The 17,587-nt window shown below is 69.8% G+C and carries 16 protein-coding genes; 15 read left to right on the top strand and 1 reads right to left on the bottom strand.

What is annotated here, in order from left to right; genetic code table 11:
* From HLH21_RS06110 to thiD, 9 genes are all read left to right on the top strand, one after another.
* On the top strand, positions 1 to 678 hold a 678-nt coding region (locus tag HLH21_RS06110), incomplete at its 5' end, for an energy transducer TonB (protein WP_182942329.1).
* Between the two features lie 44 nt (positions 679 to 722).
* Positions 723 to 2,081, top strand: a complete 1,359-nt coding sequence (tolB, locus tag HLH21_RS06105) for a Tol-Pal system beta propeller repeat protein TolB (protein ID WP_182942327.1) — start codon at positions 723 to 725, stop codon at positions 2,079 to 2,081.
* 247 nt (positions 2,082 to 2,328) lie between these two features.
* The gene (pal, locus tag HLH21_RS06100) at positions 2,329 to 2,808 is read left to right on the top strand and encodes a peptidoglycan-associated lipoprotein Pal (RefSeq protein ID WP_182942325.1); all 480 of its coding nucleotides are present in this window, start codon (positions 2,329 to 2,331) and stop codon (positions 2,806 to 2,808) included.
* A 150-nt stretch (positions 2,809 to 2,958) separates the two neighbouring features.
* Entirely contained in the window at positions 2,959 to 3,816 is an 858-nt protein-coding gene (locus tag HLH21_RS06095) for a tol-pal system YbgF family protein (RefSeq protein ID WP_246379288.1), read from the top strand.
* 16 nt (positions 3,817 to 3,832) lie between these two features.
* A complete protein-coding gene (tilS, locus tag HLH21_RS06090; RefSeq protein WP_343065120.1) occupies positions 3,833 to 5,224 on the top strand; it encodes a tRNA lysidine(34) synthetase TilS in 1,392 nt (463 codons plus the stop codon).
* A 137-nt stretch (positions 5,225 to 5,361) separates the two neighbouring features.
* Positions 5,362 to 7,293 carry an ATP-dependent zinc metalloprotease FtsH gene (gene ftsH, locus HLH21_RS06085; protein WP_281375015.1) on the top strand — a complete coding sequence of 644 codons (1,932 nt, stop codon included), beginning with the start codon at positions 5,362 to 5,364 and terminating at the stop codon, positions 7,291 to 7,293.
* 85 nt (positions 7,294 to 7,378) lie between these two features.
* Positions 7,379 to 8,452 (top strand): dihydropteroate synthase, encoded by a 1,074-nt coding sequence (gene folP, locus HLH21_RS06080; protein ID WP_182942323.1) that lies wholly within the window; start codon positions 7,379 to 7,381, stop codon positions 8,450 to 8,452.
* Positions 8,453 to 8,459: 7 nt separating this feature from the next.
* Positions 8,460 to 9,818 (top strand): phosphoglucosamine mutase, encoded by a 1,359-nt coding sequence (glmM, locus tag HLH21_RS06075; RefSeq protein WP_182942321.1) that lies wholly within the window; start codon positions 8,460 to 8,462, stop codon positions 9,816 to 9,818.
* 12 nt (positions 9,819 to 9,830) lie between these two features.
* Positions 9,831 to 10,634, top strand: coding sequence for a bifunctional hydroxymethylpyrimidine kinase/phosphomethylpyrimidine kinase (gene thiD / locus HLH21_RS06070; protein ID WP_182942319.1), 804 nt, complete (start codon positions 9,831 to 9,833; stop codon positions 10,632 to 10,634).
* Between the two features lie 13 nt (positions 10,635 to 10,647).
* Here the strand turns inward: thiD and HLH21_RS06065 are convergent, their stop codons facing one another.
* Complete coding sequence (locus tag HLH21_RS06065) at positions 10,648 to 10,968, bottom strand: hypothetical protein (protein WP_182942317.1); 321 nt, start codon at positions 10,966 to 10,968, stop codon at positions 10,648 to 10,650.
* A 534-nt stretch (positions 10,969 to 11,502) separates the two neighbouring features.
* On the opposite strand from HLH21_RS06065, the gene HLH21_RS06060 reads away from it, so the two are divergent.
* The 6 genes from HLH21_RS06060 (at position 11,503) to HLH21_RS06035 (ending at position 17,587) form a co-directional block, all read left to right on the top strand.
* Positions 11,503 to 12,252, top strand: coding sequence for a response regulator transcription factor (locus HLH21_RS06060; protein WP_182942315.1), 750 nt, complete (start codon positions 11,503 to 11,505; stop codon positions 12,250 to 12,252).
* Positions 12,253 to 12,657: 405 nt separating this feature from the next.
* Entirely contained in the window at positions 12,658 to 13,953 is a 1,296-nt protein-coding gene (locus HLH21_RS06055; protein WP_182942313.1) for an NAD(P)/FAD-dependent oxidoreductase, read from the top strand.
* A gap of 46 nt (positions 13,954 to 13,999) precedes the next feature.
* Positions 14,000 to 15,526, top strand: coding sequence for an L-piperidine-6-carboxylate dehydrogenase (amaB, locus tag HLH21_RS06050; RefSeq protein ID WP_182942311.1), 1,527 nt, complete (start codon positions 14,000 to 14,002; stop codon positions 15,524 to 15,526).
* Between the two features lie 28 nt (positions 15,527 to 15,554).
* A complete protein-coding gene (locus tag HLH21_RS06045; RefSeq protein WP_182942309.1) occupies positions 15,555 to 16,460 on the top strand; it encodes a delta(1)-pyrroline-2-carboxylate reductase family protein in 906 nt (301 codons plus the stop codon).
* A 5-nt stretch (positions 16,461 to 16,465) separates the two neighbouring features.
* The gene (locus tag HLH21_RS06040; protein ID WP_182942307.1) at positions 16,466 to 17,323 is read left to right on the top strand and encodes a DNA/RNA non-specific endonuclease; all 858 of its coding nucleotides are present in this window, start codon (positions 16,466 to 16,468) and stop codon (positions 17,321 to 17,323) included.
* Between the two features lie 6 nt (positions 17,324 to 17,329).
* On the top strand, positions 17,330 to 17,587 hold the full coding sequence (locus HLH21_RS06035) for a hypothetical protein (protein WP_182942305.1): 258 nt from the start codon (positions 17,330 to 17,332) through the stop codon (positions 17,585 to 17,587).

Raw genomic sequence — 17,587 nt, 5'->3', positions numbered from 1 at the left:
CCCGTGCCGCCGCCGCCCGAGACGCCGCCCCAGGCGCTGCCCGACGTCCCGGTGCCGCCCAAGGTGGAACAGCCGTCGCCCGACGCCGTGAAGGCGCCGCCGACGCCGCCGTCTCCGCCCGTGCCGTCGCGCGCGGTGGCCCCGCCCTCGCCGCAGCCCGCGCCCAATGCGCTGCCGCAGCCGCCGCAGTTCTCGCACGTCACGCAGCCCAACCCGACGAAGAAGCCGGTGCCGGACACGCATTCGCTGCTGGCGACGCTGGATGCGTTCCGGGCGGACCAGAAGCAGACCCACCCGCCCAAGGCGCGGGCGAATCCGCTGCAGGGCGGTGCGCCCGACGGCGGCGGCCGGCCGGACGGCGACATCACCAGCGCGCTGAACGCCGCCGACCAGAAGGCGATCGGCAATGCGGTGCGCCGCTGTTATTCCGAGGACACGGCGGCCCGCAATTATGCCCAATTCGTGGCCCATCTGGTCGTGACAGTGGATTCGACCGGCATGGCCCGCCTGGTGCAGTTCGCCCCGGATACCCAGGCACGGATGGAGGGCGACCCCTCCTACCGCGCCCTGGCCGAGCGTGCGCGTGCCGCGGTGCTCAGCCCGACCTGCGCGCAACTGCCGGTGCCGAAGAACCTGCTGGGACAGACACGACAACTGAAATTCGTTTTCCGCCCATGAAGAAGCAAGCGATCGCCATGCGGCGAGACCGAGGAGAGAACCCCATGCGTCCGAGTGACATGCCATTGATTTCCGATGCGGATGCATCCCTGCTGGCCACCGCGTTGGGCCGGCGTGGCCTGATCGGCGCCGGCATTGCGGGCGGCATCCTGGCCTCGCCGCTGGCGGCCCTGGCGCAGGGGGCGCCCGGCGCGGCCGAAATCACCGTGGACCAGGCGCGTTCGGAGCCGATTCCCATCGTGATCCCGGCGCTGGGCGGCGATTTCGGGCAGCAGGTCAGCGAGGTGGTGTCGGCCGACCTGGGCAATTGCGGCCTGTTCCGCCCGATCGCCGGGTCGCTGCCCGTGGGCATGCCGGATTTCGCCACCTACAAATCGCTGGGCGCCCGCGCACTGGTCAGCGGGACGGCCAGCAGCAGCGGCGGCGCGCTGCGGGTGGAATTCCGCCTGTGGGACGTGCTGACGGGGACGCAGATCCAGGGCACGGCCTATACGGCGGCGGCGGCCGATGTCCGCAAGATCGCGCATATCATCGCCGACGTGATCTATGAGCGCATGCTGGGCGAGAAGGGCTATTTCAATACCCGCATCGCCTATATCGCGCGGTCGGGCCCGCGCGCGCACCAGACGACGCGCCTGGCGATCATGGACCAGGACGGGGCCAACAGCCATTATCTGTCGGGCGGCCAGTGGCTGACCCTGACGCCGCGCTTCAGCCCGGCCAACGACCAGTTGGCGTTCATGTCGTACGCCAATAATCGCCCACGGGTCTACATGCTCAACCTCGCCACCGGGCGGCAGCAACTGCTGGGCGATTTCGAGGGGATTTCCTTCGCCCCGCGCTTTGCCCCGGACGGACGGTCGGTGGTGCTGTCGGCGACGCGCGGCGGTGGGTCCGACATCTTCACCGTGGACCTGGTGACCCGGGCCAAGCGGCAGCTGACCAGCTCCGGGGCGATCGACACCAGCCCGTGCTACAGCCCGGACGGGTCGCAGGTCGTCTTCAACTCGGATCGCGGGGGCACGCCGCAGCTTTATATCATGAGCGCCGGCGGCGGCGGGGCCAGGCGGATTTCCTATGGCAGCGGCACCTATGGCTCGCCGGTCTGGTCACCGCGCGGCGATGTGATCGCGTTCACCCGCATCGCCAACGGCAGTTTCTCGTTGGGGGTGATGGCGCCGGACGGCACGGGTGAACGGATCATGACGCAGGGCTTTACGGTCGAAAGCCCGTCCTTCTGCCCCAATGGACGGGTCATCGCCTTCTGCCGCCAGACCGCGGCGGGGGCGGGGGGTGCCGGGTTCTCGTCGGGGATCAGCACCATCGACATCACCGGGTTTCACGAACGCGCGATCCCGGTGGGCGGCGCGTCGGATCCGGCCTGGTCGCCGCTGAACGGTTGAATATTTCGGGCCGGAAAGGCGCTCTACTGTGCTTTTCCGGTCGATACGGAAACAAGATGACGGGTATGTGTTCCGGACATCTTGACGATTAATGAGGTCTGGCGTTAACGGGCAACTGGTCTCCAGTGTTCGCAACGTTCTGTCGCCGGGTTGTTGGCAGAACAAAACGAGTGTCGGGACCAGAGACTTTACCCGGCAACTTAATCATATGGTTCCATTAAGGGAACCGATCTCAGGATCAAAAATAATGAGACTGAAGCTTCTTGGTGCGCTTGGCATGGCCGTGCTTCTGGCAGCGTGCTCCGGCGACAACACGGACAAGGGCGCCACGACCGGAACGGGCGCCGCCGCGCAGAGCACCGGCGTCACGCCGGGCAGCGAAGCCGACCTGGTTGCCAATGTCGGTGATCGCGTGTTCTTCGAACTGAACAAGAACAACCTGTCCACCGAGGCTCAGGCGACCCTGGACCGCCAGGCCGCCTGGCTTGCCAAGTATCCGCAGGTGACGATCCAGGTTGCCGGCAACTGCGACGATCGCGGCACCGAGGAATACAACATCGCCCTGGGCGAGCGCCGCGCCAACGCCGCGCGCGACTATCTGGTGGCGAAGGGTGTCGCCGCCTCGCGCATCACCACCATCTCGTACGGCAAGGACCGTCCGACGGCGACCGGCGACGACGAGCAGTCGTGGGCCCAGAACCGTAACGCGATCACGTCCGTTCGCTGATCCGGCCTGCCGGATTTTTTCGGACCCGGATGGAACCGGCCAGGCGCTTATCGCCTGGCCGGTTTTGTTTTAGACAAGGGGCAGGACGCGCGGTGGGGCCTCTGGCCCGCCGTTCGCGAAGTTCTGCCGTCTTGCAAGGGAAATCCGTTCATGGGGTCTGTCGCTTTCCGCCCTTCTTCCTTTCGTGTTTTCCCTCTGGCGGCCGTGGGATTGCTGGCGGGCCTGCGGGTCCTGTCGCCCGTGCAGGCGCTGGCCCAGGATGTGACGAGCCGCGAGGGCATCGCGTTGCAGGACCAGATCATGGACCTGCGCCAGCAGATGTCGCAGCTTCAGTCCGCCGCCGGTCCGGGCGGTGCGCTGCCGCCCCCGGTGGCGCCCGGCGCCGCGCCATCGGCGCCGGTCAATGGCGACCTGACGGCGCAGCTGCTGGACCGGGTCAGCACGCTGGAGCAGGCGGTGCGTGACATGCGCGGGCAGCTGGACCAGCTGACCAACCAGGTGCAGACCCAGAACGCGGCGATGTCGAAGCAGATCGACGACATGAATTTCGCGGCCCAGAACGGGCGTGGCGGGGCCGCGGCACCTTCGGCGGCCCCGGCGCCTGCCGCCCCGAAGCCTGCGAAGCGCACGGTCGAGGCGGTGCTGCAGGACGGCAACGCCGCGCTGCTGCGCCGGGATTACGCCGGCGCGCAGGCCGCGGCCCAGGAGGTGCTGGCCGGCCCGCGCGGTCCGCGCCAGATTGACGCCCAGTTCCTGCTGGCGCAGTCGCTGGCCGGGCAGAAGCAATATCGCCAGTCGGCGGTGGCCTATTACGACACCTATAATCGCGCGCCGCGTTCGGGCCGGGCGCCGGACGCGCTGCTGGGCGTGACGGCGGCCCTGCTGGCGCTGGGCGACAAGGCATCGGCCTGCCAGGCGCTGGACAAGCTGAAAAGCGAATTCCCGTCCCCCGCGCCCAAGGTCCGCACGGCCGAGACAAGCTATCGCACCCGCGCCGGATGCCGCTGACGCCGGCCTGAACGGCGTGGCCGACCCGACCGGCGTCGCCGGTGACGCCACGGGCCAGGTGGTGGACGACGTGCTGTTCGCCCGGGTGATGGCGCGGCTGGGCCCCTGGGTGCCCGACCGCGCGCCCGGCGGGCCGGACGTGCCCCCCGTGGGTATAGCGGTGTCCGGCGGGGCGGACAGCCTGTGCCTGGCGTTTCTCGCGGCGCGCTGGCGGCGCGCGGTGCGGGCGCTGGTGGTCGATCACGGGCTGCGCGCCGAATCGGCGCATGAGGCGCGGCTGACGCTGGAGCGGCTGCGCGACCTGGGCATTCCGGCCGACCTTCTGGTCCTCGACGGGCTGACGCGCGGGCCCGGCCTGGCCGATCGGGCGCGGCGCGCCCGCTATGCCGCCCTGACGCGGGCCTGCCGGCAGGCGGGCATCATCGACCTGCTGCTGGGACATCATGCCGACGACCAGGCGGAAACGATCCTGATCCGCCGGCGCGCCGCCAGCGGCCCCGACGGGCTGGCGGGAATGGCGTGGATCTCGTCCACGGCGGACCTGCGGCTGGTGCGGCCGCTGCTGGGGTTCGGCAAGGCGCGGCTGCGCGCGACGCTGCGCCACGCCGGGCTGGCATGGGTCGAGGATCCGTCGAACGCCGATGTCCGCGCCGAGCGGGCGCGGGTGCGCGCCGCGCTGGCCGGCGCGCCGGACCGCGCCATGCGGGCCTGCCGGTCGGCGGCGGGGGCGGGGCGGGCGCGCATGGCGGCGGACCGCGACCAGGCCGTGGCGCTGGCGGCGCGGGCGGAATATGCGCCGGGGGGGTGGGTGGCGCTGCCGGCCGACCTGCTGTCCCCCCGGGCGCTGTCGTCGGTGCTGCGGATGGTGTCGGGACGCGACTACCCGCCCCCGCGCCGGGCGGTGGACGCGCTGGCGGCCGCCCCCCGGCCCGCGACCCTGGGCGGGGCCTGCCTGCTGCCGGCCGGCCCGGCGCTGCGTCGGGTCGGCCTGGCCTGGCTGGTGGTGCGCGAGGAGGCGGCGATGGACGACGCGGTGCCGGCGCGGGCCGGGGCGTGCTGGGATGGGCGTTTCGTCCTGTGGGCGCCAGGGCGAACCGTGCTGGACGGCGTGACCCTGGGCGCGGCGGGGTCGGTCGCGCGCTGGGCGCCGCCGGGGTGGCGGTCGCGCTGGCCGGCGCGGGCGTGGCGGACGCTGCCGGCCCTGCATCGCGACGGCCGCGTGGTGGCGGTGCCGACGGCCGGAATCTGCCATGCGCCGGAGCTGGCGGGCGTGCGGATCGCGCTGCTACCCGGCGCGATGGCGGCGGAGAGCGGACTGTTCGGGGACCTGCCCGAGGGTGGGGCGGGCGTGGGACCGGGGGGTGAATCTGCCCTCGCGGTGCAAGAAAGACCGGACATGGGGGTGTGAATGTCCCCCGATCGGCCTATGTAGGGTAGAACATTAGGTTGAAAAGGCGTGTGGCCCCTGGTCAGAATGAACGGTCTTGCGTGCTCCGGCACCGTAAGGGGAACCGGGTGGCGCCAGCGTATGGAACAATGGGCAAGATGAACAATTTTGGCCGGAACCTGGCCCTCTGGGTTATCATCATCGTGTTGCTGCTGTTGCTGTTCAACGTCTTCCAGCCCGGAAGCGTGCAGCATGCATCGCAGCAGCTTGCATATTCCGACTTCATCGGGGACGTGAATGGCGGGCGGGTGCGCTCGGTCATCGTGCAGGATCACAATATTTCCGGCACGCTGACGGACGGCACATCGTTCGAGACCTATACGCCGCAGGACCCGACGCTGATCCCCCGCCTGACCGAAAAGGGCGTGGAGGTGGTGGCCAAGCCGCAGGACAGCGATTCCAACCCCTTCCTGCGCTATCTGATTAATTACGCCCCGATTTTGCTGATGTTCGGCGCGTGGATCTTCATCATGCGCCAGATGCAGGCCGGTGGCGGCCGGGCGATGGGCTTCGGCAAGTCGCGCGCACGCATGCTGACGGAAAAGCAGGGGCGGGTGACGTTCGATGACGTCGCCGGCATCGACGAGGCGAAGTCGGAACTGCAGGAAATCGTCGACTTCCTGCGCGACCCGCAGAAATTCACCCGCCTGGGCGGCAAGATCCCCAAGGGCGTGCTGCTGGTCGGCCCGCCGGGCACCGGCAAGACGCTGCTGGCGCGGGCCATCGCGGGCGAGGCGAACGTGCCGTTCTTCACCATCTCGGGCTCGGACTTCGTCGAGATGTTCGTGGGTGTCGGCGCCTCGCGCGTGCGCGACATGTTCGAGCAGGGCAAGAAGGCCGCCCCCTGCATCATCTTCATCGACGAAATCGACGCCGTGGGCCGCCATCGCGGCGCCGGCCTGGGCGGCGGCAACGACGAGCGCGAACAGACCCTGAACCAGATGCTGGTCGAGATGGACGGGTTCGAGAGCAACGAGGGCGTGATCCTGATCGCCGCGACCAACCGCCCCGACGTGCTGGACCCGGCGCTGCTGCGCCCCGGCCGCTTCGACCGGCAGGTGGTGGTGCCCAACCCCGACGTGGTGGGGCGCGAGAAGATCCTGCGCGTGCATATGCGTAAGGTGCCGCTGGCCTCGGACGTCGATCCGAAGGTGATCGCGCGCGGGACGCCGGGCTTCTCGGGCGCGGACCTGGCCAACCTGGTGAACGAGGCCGCGCTGATGGCTGCCCGCCTGGGCAAGCGCACCGTGGCGATGCTGGAGTTCGAGAACGCCAAGGACAAGGTGCTGATGGGCGCCGAGCGCCGCTCGCTGGTCATGAGCGACGACGAGAAGAAGATGACCGCCTATCACGAAGGCGGGCACGCGCTGGTCGCGATCCTGACGCCGGGCGCCGATCCGGTCCACAAGGCCACGATCATTCCGCGCGGCCGCGCGCTGGGCCTGGTCATGAGCCTTCCGGAAGGCGACCGCTATTCCAAGAGCCGCGCCAAATGCCTGGGCGAACTGACCCTGGCCATGGGCGGGCGCGCGGCCGAGGAAATCATCTTCGGGGCCGACAATGTCTCGAACGGGGCGTCGGGCGACATCAAGATGGCGACCGACCTGGCGCGCCGGATGGTGTCCGAATGGGGCATGAGCGACAAGCTGGGCATGATCGCCTATGGCGACAACGGCCAGGAAGTGTTCCTGGGCCACAGCGTGACCCAGAACAAGAACGTGTCGGAAGAAACGGTTCGCGAGATCGACGACGAGATCAAGAGCCTGATCGACGCGGCCTATCTCCGCGCCCGGACGCTGCTGATCGAGCATATCGACGAGCTGCATCGCCTGGCGCAGGCGCTGCTGGAGTACGAGACCCTGTCGGGTGAGGAAATCCGCCAGGTGCTGCGCGGCGAGAAGATCGAGCGGATCGTGGTCGACGACCCGATGCCCGAGAATCGCCGGGCCTCGGTGCCCCCGACCCCGCCGGCGGCGCCGATGCCCTCGCCGGGTGGCGGGGGGCTGGATCCCGCCCCATTGCCGGGCTAGGTTCGCATCTACCTGAATTCGGGAAACAGGCGGGGATCTTCTCCGCCTGTTTTCGTTCCGACGGTACGGTGATGGGGGCAGGGGCATGGATGCTTTTCGGCTGATCGAGCCGATGGGACTGGTCTTCGGGCAGGCGGCGCAGGCGGCGGTGACGGCGGGTTTCGCCCACTGGCTGGTCGGCGGCCCGGCGGCCTTCACGCTGGCGCGGCTGATCGGCGACGGGACGTCCCGCCTGGTGCCGGCGTCCGACATCCCGTCCGACTGGCTGCCGGAACTGGCGCGGATGACCGCGCCCCTGCCGTCGGCGGACCTGCCGGACGGGCCGCAGGTCATGGGCATCCTCAACGTGACCCCCGACAGTTTCAGCGATGGCGGCCGGCATTTCGGCCCCGAGGCCGCGATGCGCGCGGGGATCGCGATGGTGACGGCCGGCGCCGGCCTGCTGGATATCGGCGGCGAGAGCACCCGCCCGGGCTCGGCCGTGGTCACGCCGGACGAGGAATGGGCCCGAATCGCCCCGGTCTTCGCGGAACTGCGAATCCAGACCGACGTGGCCCTGTCGGTCGATACCCGCAATGCGCGCACCATGGCGTCGTCGCTGGGGATGGGGGCCACGCTCATCAACGATGTCTCGGCCCTGATGCATGACCCGTACGCGCTGGCGGTGGTGGCCGATGCGGCCTGTCCGGTGGTGCTGATGCACATGCGCGGCACGCCGCAGACGATGGGCCGCCTGGCGGTCTATGACGACGTGGCGGTCGATGTGGTCCGCGAACTGTCGGCGCGGATCGACGAGGCCGTGGCGGCGGGCATCGCCCGCGACCGGATCATCATCGATCCGGGGATCGGCTTCGCCAAGAACGGGCCGCAGAACGCCGAACTGCTGGCGCGGCTGCCGATCCTGGCGAATCTGGGCTGCCGCGTGCTGCTGGGCACGTCGCGCAAGCGCATGCTGGGCGATCTGGCGCATGTGCCGGTGGCCTCGGAGCGCGATCCGGGCACCCTGGTCAGCAGCCTGCCGGGCCTGGCGCTGGGCAACCCCATCCTGCGCGTGCACAACGTGGCGTCCATGATCCAGGCCGTGCGGGTCTGGCAGGGGCTGTGGACCTGCGATAAGGCTGGGGCAGACCCCGCGACGGCCACGCGTACCCAGGGATAGCCAAGGCATGACCAAGACGAGAAAACTGTTCGGCACCGATGGCATCCGGGGCACCGCCAACCAGGACCCCATGACGGTGGAAATCGCGCAGAAGCTGGGGCAGGCCGCCGGCCTGCGCTTCACGCGCGGGACGCATCGCCACCGGGTCCTGCTGGGCAAGGATACCCGGCTGTCGGGCTACATGATCGAATGCGCCCTGGTGTCCGGCTTCCTGTCCGCCGGCATGGACGTGACCCTGGTCGGGCCGATGCCCACGCCCGCGATCGCCATGCTGACGCGCTCGCTGCGCGCCGACCTGGGCGTCATGATCTCGGCGTCGCACAATCCGTTCGGCGATAACGGGATCAAGCTGTTCGGGCCGGACGGGTTCAAGCTGTCGGACGAGACCGAGGCCGAGATCGAATCCCTGATGCGTTCCGACCTGGCCGGGCAACTGGCCGCGCCCGACCGGATCGGGCGGGCGTCGCGCCTGAACGACGCCGTGGGCCGGTATATCGAGAACGCCAAGGGCTCGTTCCCGCGCGGGCGGCGCCTGGACGGGCTGCGGATCGTGATTGATTGCGCGAACGGCGCGGCCTATCGCGTGGCGCCGACGGCGCTGTGGGAGCTGGGGGCCGAAGTCATCCGCATCGGCTGCGATCCCAACGGCATCAACATCAACGAGAATTGCGGATCGACCCGCCCCGAGGCCCTGTGCGCGGCGGTGGTCGAGCACAAGGCGCATATCGGCATCGCGCTCGACGGTGACGCCGACCGGGTGCTGATCGCCGACGAACAGGGGCGGCTGATCGACGGCGACCAGATCCTGGCGCTGATCGCCCGGTCCTGGGCCCGGCAGGGGCGGCTGGCCACGGCGCAGATCGTCGCCACCGTGATGTCGAACATGGGCCTGGCCCGGTGCCTGGAGGGCATGGGCCTGGAACTGGTGCGTACGGCGGTGGGTGACCGCTATGTCGTCGAGCGCATGCGGGAGCTGGGTGCGAATATCGGCGGCGAGCAGTCCGGCCACATGGTGCTGTCCGACTTCGCCACCACCGGCGACGGGCTGGTGGCGGCCTTGCAGGTGCTGGCCGTGCTGGTCGAGGAGGGCCGCCCGGCCAGCGCGGTCTGCCGCATGTTCACGCCGTTCCCGCAGGTGCTGCGTAATGTCCGTTTCAGGGGCGAAAGCCCCCTGCATGCGCCATCGGTGCAGGAGGCCAGGCGCCAGGCGGAGGCCGAGCTGGGCACGGCGGGCCGCCTGCTGCTGCGCGAAAGCGGGACCGAGCCGCTGGTGCGCGTGATGGCCGAGGCCGAGGATCCGGCGCTGGTGGAGCGGGTCGTCGCCGCCATGTGCACCGCGATCGGCTCGGCCCAGGTCGCGGCGTGACGGGGTAACGCCATGAAAGGGCGCGTTCTCGTCGTTGCCGGCAGCGATTCGGGCGGCGGGGCCGGCATCCAGGCGGATATCAAGGCGGTCACGGCGCTGGGCGGTTTCGCCATGACGGCGGTGACGGCGCTGACGGCGCAGAACACGCTGGGCGTGCAGGACGTCTTCGCCGTGCCGGTCGAATTCGTCACGCGGCAGATGCTTTGCGTTCTGGACGATCTCGGCGTCGATGCGTTCAAGAGCGGCATGCTCGACCGGGCGGACATCATCGGCGCGGTGGCGGGCATCATCCGGGCGCGGCCGGGCATTCCCTATGTGCTCGACCCCGTGATGGTGGCCAAGGGCGGGTCGCGGCTGTTGCAGGATAGCGCGGTCGATACGCTGAAGCGCGACCTGTTGCCGCTGGCCACCCTGCTGACCCCCAACCTGCCCGAGGCCGAGGCCCTGGTCGGCCATCCGATCCGCACGGTCGAGGACATGCGCCGCGCGGCGGTGGAACTGCGCCAGGCCGGGGCGCGGGCCGTGCTGCTGAAGGGCGGCCATCTGGAGGGCGACGTGCTGACCGATGTGCTGGTCAGCGACTCGGGCACCGACCTGTTTTCGGCCGCGCGGCTGCAGACGCGCCATACACATGGAACCGGCTGCACGCTGGCCAGCGCGATCGCCACCGGGTTGGCGCAGGGCATGGGCCTGCGCGATTCGGTGGTGCGGGCGCGCACCTACCTGCGGGCCGCGATCGCGGCGGCGCCCGGTTACGGCGCCGGCGCCGGGCCGCTGGACCACGGGGTGACGATTCGGCCCGACGGGTTGGCGTAGACCTCCGACCTGTCTACCGGCTGGATTTCAGGGGTGTCCCGGCCCCCGAGACGCCCGACATCCTGACGATGACCGGCAGCAGGCGGGAAATATGATGCGGCCGCAGCACGCCCCGGCTGCGTAACCCCTGGATGGCGCGCACCGCCATCCACGCGCATCCCAGTGCGACATGATCGGTGAGGCCGGGCCGGCGATCGGCTGTGGCCCGGCGGGGCCGCATGGCCGGCGGGGACGCGTGGCGCAGCACGCTGCCGCGGCACCACGCCCGCAGGGGAATGGCCGGCGCCGCGCCGCGCGGACGGCGGGGTGGTGCGGGAGCATGGGCGCGATTCATGCGCGCCGGTCCGGCCGCGCGGGGCGCGGGGCGTGCGGAAAAATACAAAAAGCCACGAAACAGGGCCTCCTGCCGCTCAAGCGGTTGCTCGAACCGGGAAGCCCGAAGCCGGTCGGCTGACCGGGCGGGTCAGCAGACGGGCAGGACGGTCAGACCCGGATATGCACACTGCCTGCGAACGGACCCCGCGAACGACATGCGTCGGGCGTGGCCCCCCCGCGAGGCGTTTCTAGATCGGGGGTTCATGATCGTTTCTTGTTTGGGGTGCCGCATCGCGTCCAGTGGCCGCAAGACGACGTTCGGTGGAGGTGGGTATACCGGCTCCCCGGCCCCATTCAAGGAAAAAACGTATCTCGAAACGAAATCGTATTGATGGCGGGGCGGGCTGCTGCCTGCCGGGAGGCAAAAAAATTGATATAACATATGCGTGAAACGGAGGACGATATGGAGAACACGTGTCTCATAAAGATTGTTTCCGGGGAAATGCACACCTATAGGTAGTAATTGTTTCTAAATAAAACCTGTGGTGGTCCCATGCGCGTTTTGCTCGTCGAATATGATGATGACACGGCTGAAGGTACTTCCGGCACATTGCGGTCGATCGGATACGCCGTCGACCATGTCTCCACGGGGGCGGAAGCGGTCGAAATGCTTCGACGATATGACTATGACCTGGCGCTTCTGGAAATGGTCCTGCCGGACATGGAAGGGTACGAGGTCGTGCGGACGATCCGGGCGGCGCGGATCGACACGCCGGCGATGGTCCTGTCCAGCCTGGTTCGGCCGCAGGTCAAGGTAAAGGCGTTTTCCGCCGGGGCGGACGATTACATCACCAAGCCGTACGACCCGACCGAACTGGCGGCGCGGGTGCAGGCGGTGGTCCGGCGATCGAAGGGCTATTGCGAACCGACCTTGCGGGCGGGGCGGCTGAAGCTGTGCCTGGACAGCCGCGAGGTCTCGGTCGACGGGCGGCCGGTGCATCTGACCGGCAAGGAATATCTGATCCTGCAACTGCTGCTGCTGCGAAAGGGCATGGTGCTGACCAAGGATGCCTTCCTCAACCACCTCTATGGCGGCATGGACGAGCCGGAAATGAAGATCATCGACGTCTTCATCTGCAAGCTACGCAAGAAGCTGCATCAGGCCGGGGTCGAGAACCTGATTACGACGGTCTGGGGGCAGGGATATATGCTGAAGGAAGACGCGTCGTCTCGGCCGGTGGTGGTGAAGCCCGTCGCGGCGCCGGCGGCGGCCAGTGGGGCGTCGTCCCTCGGCGCACTCTGATCGCCTGTGTGACGCGGCAGGGTTCGAGGACCCTGCCGGCGTAGCGCGGTGGGGTCCGTGCCGCGCAAAAAAAAAGCAGGGTCCGAAGACCCTGCAAGTGTAACGTGATGATTCGATATGCGATGCCCCCATCGCCCTGTCTGTATGGCAGGGTCGTGGCGGCGCCGACATGATCTGGGTCAAAGATGGATTACAATAACGTAAGAAATGGATTTCAGGGATCGGACCGCCGGTTTCCGGCCGGGCGGCGCGGATCATTCCGGATGGGAATGACCCCCTGACCAAGTAACACTTGAGCGTTGCGGCGGCAGAACGCACACCGGTCCGACGGATGGGCGGCGGATGCGGGGCGGCGGATGATGCTGACGGGAACGAACGGGCGCGGGCTGGCGGGGACGACACGACATGCTGGCTGATCCGCGGTCCCACGGTCTGTGGGAATGCACGGCGCCGGCCGCCCCCGCCACCGTGGCGCTGTCGGGACAGGTCACGACACGGGTGGCCATCGTGGGCGCGGGCTATACCGGCCTGTCCGCCGCGTTGCACCTGGCCTCGGCGGGCGTCGAGGCGGTGGTGCTGGACGGCGCCGAGGTGGGGTTCGGCGGATCGGGGCGCAATGTCGGCCTGGTCAATGCCGGCATGTGGGTCATGCCCGACGACCTGCCGGGCACGCTGGGCGAACCGCATGGCGAACGGCTGCTGTCCCTGCTGGGCAACGCGCCGGCCGAGGTCTTCGACCTGATCGACCGCCACGCCATCGCGTGCGAGGCCGAACGGACCGGCACCCTGCATTGCGCCGACGATGAAAAGGGGCGGCGCGAACTGGGCGAACGCGCCCGGCAATGGCAGGCGCGGGGCGTCGCGGTGCGCGTGCTCGACGGGGCGGAAACCTGTCGCATGACCGGCAGCGTGGCCTATCGGGCCGCCCTGCTGGACCCGCGCGCCGGCACGATCCAGCCGCTGGCCTATGCGCGCGGGCTGGCCGCGGCGGCGATCGCGGCGGGGGCGCGGGTCTTCACGCGTTCGCCGGTTACGGGCTGCATGCAGTCCGGCGCGCGCTACCAGCTGGACCTTCCGGGCGGGCAGGTGCTGGCGGACCAGGTGATCGTGGCGTCGAACGCCTATGGCACCGGCCCGTGGGCCGCCCTGGCGCAGGAACTGACGCCGCTGCCCTATTTCAACTGCGCGACGCCGCCCTTGCCCGACGCGGTGCGGCGGACCATCCTGTCGGGCCGGCAGGGGGCATGGGATACCCGCCGCATCCTGCGCTCGTTCCGCATGGACCAGGCCGGGCGGCTGGTGTTCGGCAGCATCGGCGCGCTGTCCGGCGCGGGGCTGGGCGTGCACCGGGAGTGGGCGCGTCGTTCGGTGGCGCGGATGTTCCCGCAGGTCGGCCCGGTGCGCTTCGAAAGCGAATGGTTCGGCACCATCGGCATGACGGCCGACAACCTGCCGCGCTTCCATCGCCTGGCGCCGGGGATCGTTACCATCTGCGGCTATAACGGGCGGGGCATCGCCCCCGGCACCGTGTTCGGCCGGGTGCTGGCCGATGTGGCGCGCGGCGTCATCGACGATGCCGCCCTGCCGCTGCCGGTGACCGATGTCCAGGCGCCGGGGTTTCGCCGGGCCCGGCAGATCTTCTATGAGACCGGGGCCTGCCTTGCCCATGCGGCGGGGGAGCGGGTGAAGACCCGGCGCTGACCCGTTTTCCGTTCTTTGTGCGACCATGTTTCCGACAGGATATCCGATGCCCGATCTTTCCGCCGAAACCCGATCCCTTCTGGCCTCGCTCGACGTTCCGGCCGACGCGCTGGCCGGCGACATGCCCGTGCGCTCGCCGGTCGATGGGCGCGAGATCGCGCGGGTGGTCGCCGCGACGCCGCAGGGGGCGCATGAGGGCATCGCCGCCGCCCGCGCCGCCTTCCTGGCCTGGCGGCTGGTGCCCGCGCCGCGCCGGGGCGAGCTGGTGCGCCTGCTGGGCGAGGAACTGCGCGCCGGCAAGCAGGCCCTGGGCCGCCTGGTGTCGATCGAGGTCGGCAAGTCGCCCTCCGAAGGGCTGGGCGAGGTCCAGGAGATGATCGACATCTGCGACTTCGCCGTGGGCCTGTCGCGCCAGTTGCACGGCCTGACCATCATGACCGAACGGCCCGAGCACCGCATGATGGAGACATGGCACCCGCTGGGCGTGACGGGGGTGATCTCGGCCTTCAATTTCCCCGTCGCGGTCTGGTCGTGGAACGCGGCGCTGGCGCTGGTCTGCGGCAATTCGGTCGTCTGGAAGCCGTCCGAGAAGACGCCGCTGACCGCCCTGGCCTGCGCGGCCATCTTCCGTCGCGCCGCCGCGCGTTTCGCGGCGTCGGGCAGCGCCGTGCCCGACGGGCTGCTGGTCCTGCTGAACGGCGGGCGCGAGATCGGCGAAATCCTGGTCGATCATCCCGACGTGCCGCTGGTGTCGGCCACGGGATCGACGGCGATGGGCCGCGCGGTCGGCCAGCGCCTGGCCGCCCGCTTCGCCCGCGCCATCCTGGAACTGGGCGGCAACAACGCCGCCATCGTGACGCCCTCGGCCGATCTGGAGCTGACCCTGCGCGGCGTCGCCTTCGCCGCCATGGGCACGGCGGGGCAGCGCTGCACCACGCTGCGCCGCCTGTTCGTGCATGACGGCATCTATGACGGCTTCGTGGCGCGCCTGAAGTCGGCGTACGAATCGGTGACGGTCGGCAGCCCGCTGGACGAGGGCAATCTGGTCGGGCCGCTGATCGACGCGGCGGCGATGGAGCGCATGCAGCAGGCGCTGGATGCGGCGCGCGCCCTGGGCGGCGTCGTGACCGGCGGAAACCGTGAAAAGGCCGGGGAGTTCCCCGATGCGTTCTATGCCCGTCCGGCGCTGGTCGAGATGGCCGGGCAGGCCGGCCCCGTCCTGGACGAGACGTTCGCGCCGATCCTCTACGTCATGAAATACACCGACCTGGACCAGGCGATCGCCGCCCAGAACGCGGTGCCGCAGGGCCTGTCCTCGGCGGTCTTCACCACCGACCTGCGGCAGGCCGAACGCTTCCTGTCGGCGGCCGGGTCCGATTGCGGCATCGCCAACGTCAATATCGGCACCTCGGGGGCCGAGATCGGCGGCGCCTTCGGTGGCGAGAAGGAAACCGGCGGCGGCCGCGAATCCGGTTCGGACGCGTGGAAGGGCTATATGCGCCGGGCGACCAACACCATCAATTACGGCTCCACCCTGCCGCTGGCGCAGGGCGTGTCGTTCGATATCGGGTAAGGCCTGTCCCTGGATCGGAATGTCCGTCATGAACATGTACGATGCAAAGGCGACGGCCGCGCTGCTGCCTTTTGCCGGGCTGATCGAGGCGCTGGAGGCCGCGCTGCCGGCCTATCGCGACGGCGCCATTCTCTGCCCCGAACGGCAGGTGATGCAGGCGCCGGGGGGTGGGGGCGTGCTGCTGTCCATGCCCTGTGCCGGCCCGGACCTGCTGTGCCACAAGCTGGTCACCGTCTATCCCGACAACCCCGCCCAGGGCCTGCCGGCCATCCACGGGCAGGTGACGTGCGGCGACGCGCGGACCGGGCGGTTGCTGTTCACCCTGGACGGCCCGGTGACGACCGGCCGCCGGACGGCGGCGGTGACGCTGGTGGGAATACGCCGGCTGCTGCCCCATGCGCCGCGCCGCATCCTGGTCATCGGCACCGGCGCGCAGGCTGATGCCCATGTCCAGGCGCTGGCCGACACCTGGCCCCAGGCGGCGGTGTTCGTGCAGGGCCGTTCGGTGGCGCGCGAGCGCGCAGTGGCGGAGCGGACCGGCCTGCCGGTCGGCTGCGTGTCGGCCGGCGACGATCCGGGCGAGGTGGATGTGGTGATCCTGGTCACGACGTCGCATGTGCCGCTGTATGATCTGCCGGCGCGGGCCGGCCGCCTGATCGTCGGCGTCGGGGCCTTTCGTCCCAACATGGTGGAAATCGGGGCCGCCACCATCGGCGGCAGCGTGCTGTATGTCGATGATCCGGTGGGCGCGCCGGTCGAGGCCGGAGATTACATCCAGGCCGGCGTGTCGTGGGACCGGGTCCATCCGCTGGTCGATGCGATCGACGGCCCCCCGCCGCCGGCCGACCGGCCGGTGGTGTTCAAGAGCGTGGGGTGCGCTGCGTGGGACCTGGCCGCCTGCCGCGTGGCCCTGCGGCAGATGGGGGCGGGCTGAACCGCGTGTTTTGCCGCCGCCCGCGCGGCCTTCGGATCGGCCTCGCGCTGCTGTGCCTGGCGTTGGCCCCGGATCGTGCGTGGGGGCAGGCGGCAGCGTGCGCGGCGTTCGGTGTCGGTGGTGTCCTGCCGACGCTCGCGCGGCCGGCGCTGGCGGTGCGGACGCATCTGCTGTGCAATCGGGCCTATGCCGTGCTGGCGTCGGGCGTGTCGCGCGGGCCGCTGTGGTCGGCCGAACATCTGACGGCGGCTGCCGTCGAGGCCGCCCGTTCCCTGCCGCGCAGGGGCGTTTTCGCCGCCGATCAGCGCCTGCCGCCGTCCGACCGGGCGGAAATCGAGGATTTTCGCCGTTCGGGCTATGACCGCGGCCATATGGCGCCGTCGGGCGACATGGCCGACGACGCGGCGCAGCAGGAGAGCTTCCTGCTGTCCAACATCGTGCCGCAGGCCGGCGACCTGAACCGGGGCATCTGGGCCGGGATCGAGGAAGCGGTGCGGAACCTGGCCCGGCGGGACGGCGATCTGTACATCGTCACCGGTCCGGCCTTTCACGCGCGCGACCTGTCGCGCATCGGCGGCCATGTGCTGGTGCCGACCTCGACGTGGAAGGCGGTCTATGATCCGGCGCGGAACGGGGCCGGGGTCTATGTCTGCCGCAATCGCGCGGTGCGCCCGACCTGCAACGAGGTGACGGTGGACACGCTGATCCGCGTGGTGGGGGTCGATCCGTTTCCCGCTCTGCCGGATGCGGTGAAGGCGGCGCGCTTCGATCTGCCGCACCCCGATGCCGGCCCGGCGGAGCGCAGGACGCGCCGGCAGATGCGCGAGATCGAACGCCTGTGGCGCAGATGGCTGAAGGGGTAGGGGAACATGACGCGACGCCTGGTGCCGTTCGCCGACGATACGATGTCGGAGACCATCGACGGCATGACGATCGAGAACGGGTGCGATGCCATCGCGTTCTACGGCCGGACCGACCTGACGCGTGACCGGCCGGGGCTGGACCGCGCCCGGCGCCTGCTGGCGGTGCTGCACGCGGTGGTCGCGGTGCTGGAAGCCGACCCCGGCCTGCCGGATGCCGTGCCCGGCCCGAAACCGCCGGACCGGGTGCGTAATCCGTTCGATTGA

The sequence above is a fragment of the Gluconacetobacter johannae genome (genome assembly GCF_014174305.1).
In the GTDB taxonomy this organism is placed as follows: Bacteria; Pseudomonadota; Alphaproteobacteria; order Acetobacterales; family Acetobacteraceae; genus Gluconacetobacter; species Gluconacetobacter johannae.
This window is presented reverse-complemented; position numbering and strand designations above follow the sequence as displayed.

Excerpts from the sequence above, each read along its gene's own strand:
- folP (WP_182942323.1), top strand. The coding sequence starts at position 7,379 with ATGGATGCTTTTCGGCTGATCGAGCCGATGGGACTGGTCTTCGGGCAG.
- thiD (WP_182942319.1), top strand. The coding sequence starts at position 9,831 with ATGAAAGGGCGCGTTCTCGTCGTTGCCGGCAGCGATTCGGGCGGCGGG.
- pal (WP_182942325.1), top strand. The coding sequence starts at position 2,329 with ATGAGACTGAAGCTTCTTGGTGCGCTTGGCATGGCCGTGCTTCTGGCA.
- ftsH (WP_281375015.1), top strand. The coding sequence starts at position 5,362 with ATGAACAATTTTGGCCGGAACCTGGCCCTCTGGGTTATCATCATCGTG.
- HLH21_RS06035 (WP_182942305.1), top strand. The coding sequence starts at position 17,330 with ATGACGCGACGCCTGGTGCCGTTCGCCGACGATACGATGTCGGAGACC.
- HLH21_RS06060 (WP_182942315.1), top strand. The coding sequence starts at position 11,503 with ATGCGCGTTTTGCTCGTCGAATATGATGATGACACGGCTGAAGGTACT.
- HLH21_RS06065 (WP_182942317.1), bottom strand. The coding sequence starts at position 10,968 with ATGAATCGCGCCCATGCTCCCGCACCACCCCGCCGTCCGCGCGGCGCG.
- HLH21_RS06055 (WP_182942313.1), top strand. The coding sequence starts at position 12,658 with ATGCTGGCTGATCCGCGGTCCCACGGTCTGTGGGAATGCACGGCGCCG.
- HLH21_RS06095 (WP_246379288.1), top strand. The coding sequence starts at position 2,959 with ATGGGGTCTGTCGCTTTCCGCCCTTCTTCCTTTCGTGTTTTCCCTCTG.
- HLH21_RS06045 (WP_182942309.1), top strand. The coding sequence starts at position 15,555 with ATGAACATGTACGATGCAAAGGCGACGGCCGCGCTGCTGCCTTTTGCC.
- amaB (WP_182942311.1), top strand. The coding sequence starts at position 14,000 with ATGCCCGATCTTTCCGCCGAAACCCGATCCCTTCTGGCCTCGCTCGAC.
- glmM (WP_182942321.1), top strand. The coding sequence starts at position 8,460 with ATGACCAAGACGAGAAAACTGTTCGGCACCGATGGCATCCGGGGCACC.
- tolB (WP_182942327.1), top strand. The coding sequence starts at position 723 with ATGCGTCCGAGTGACATGCCATTGATTTCCGATGCGGATGCATCCCTG.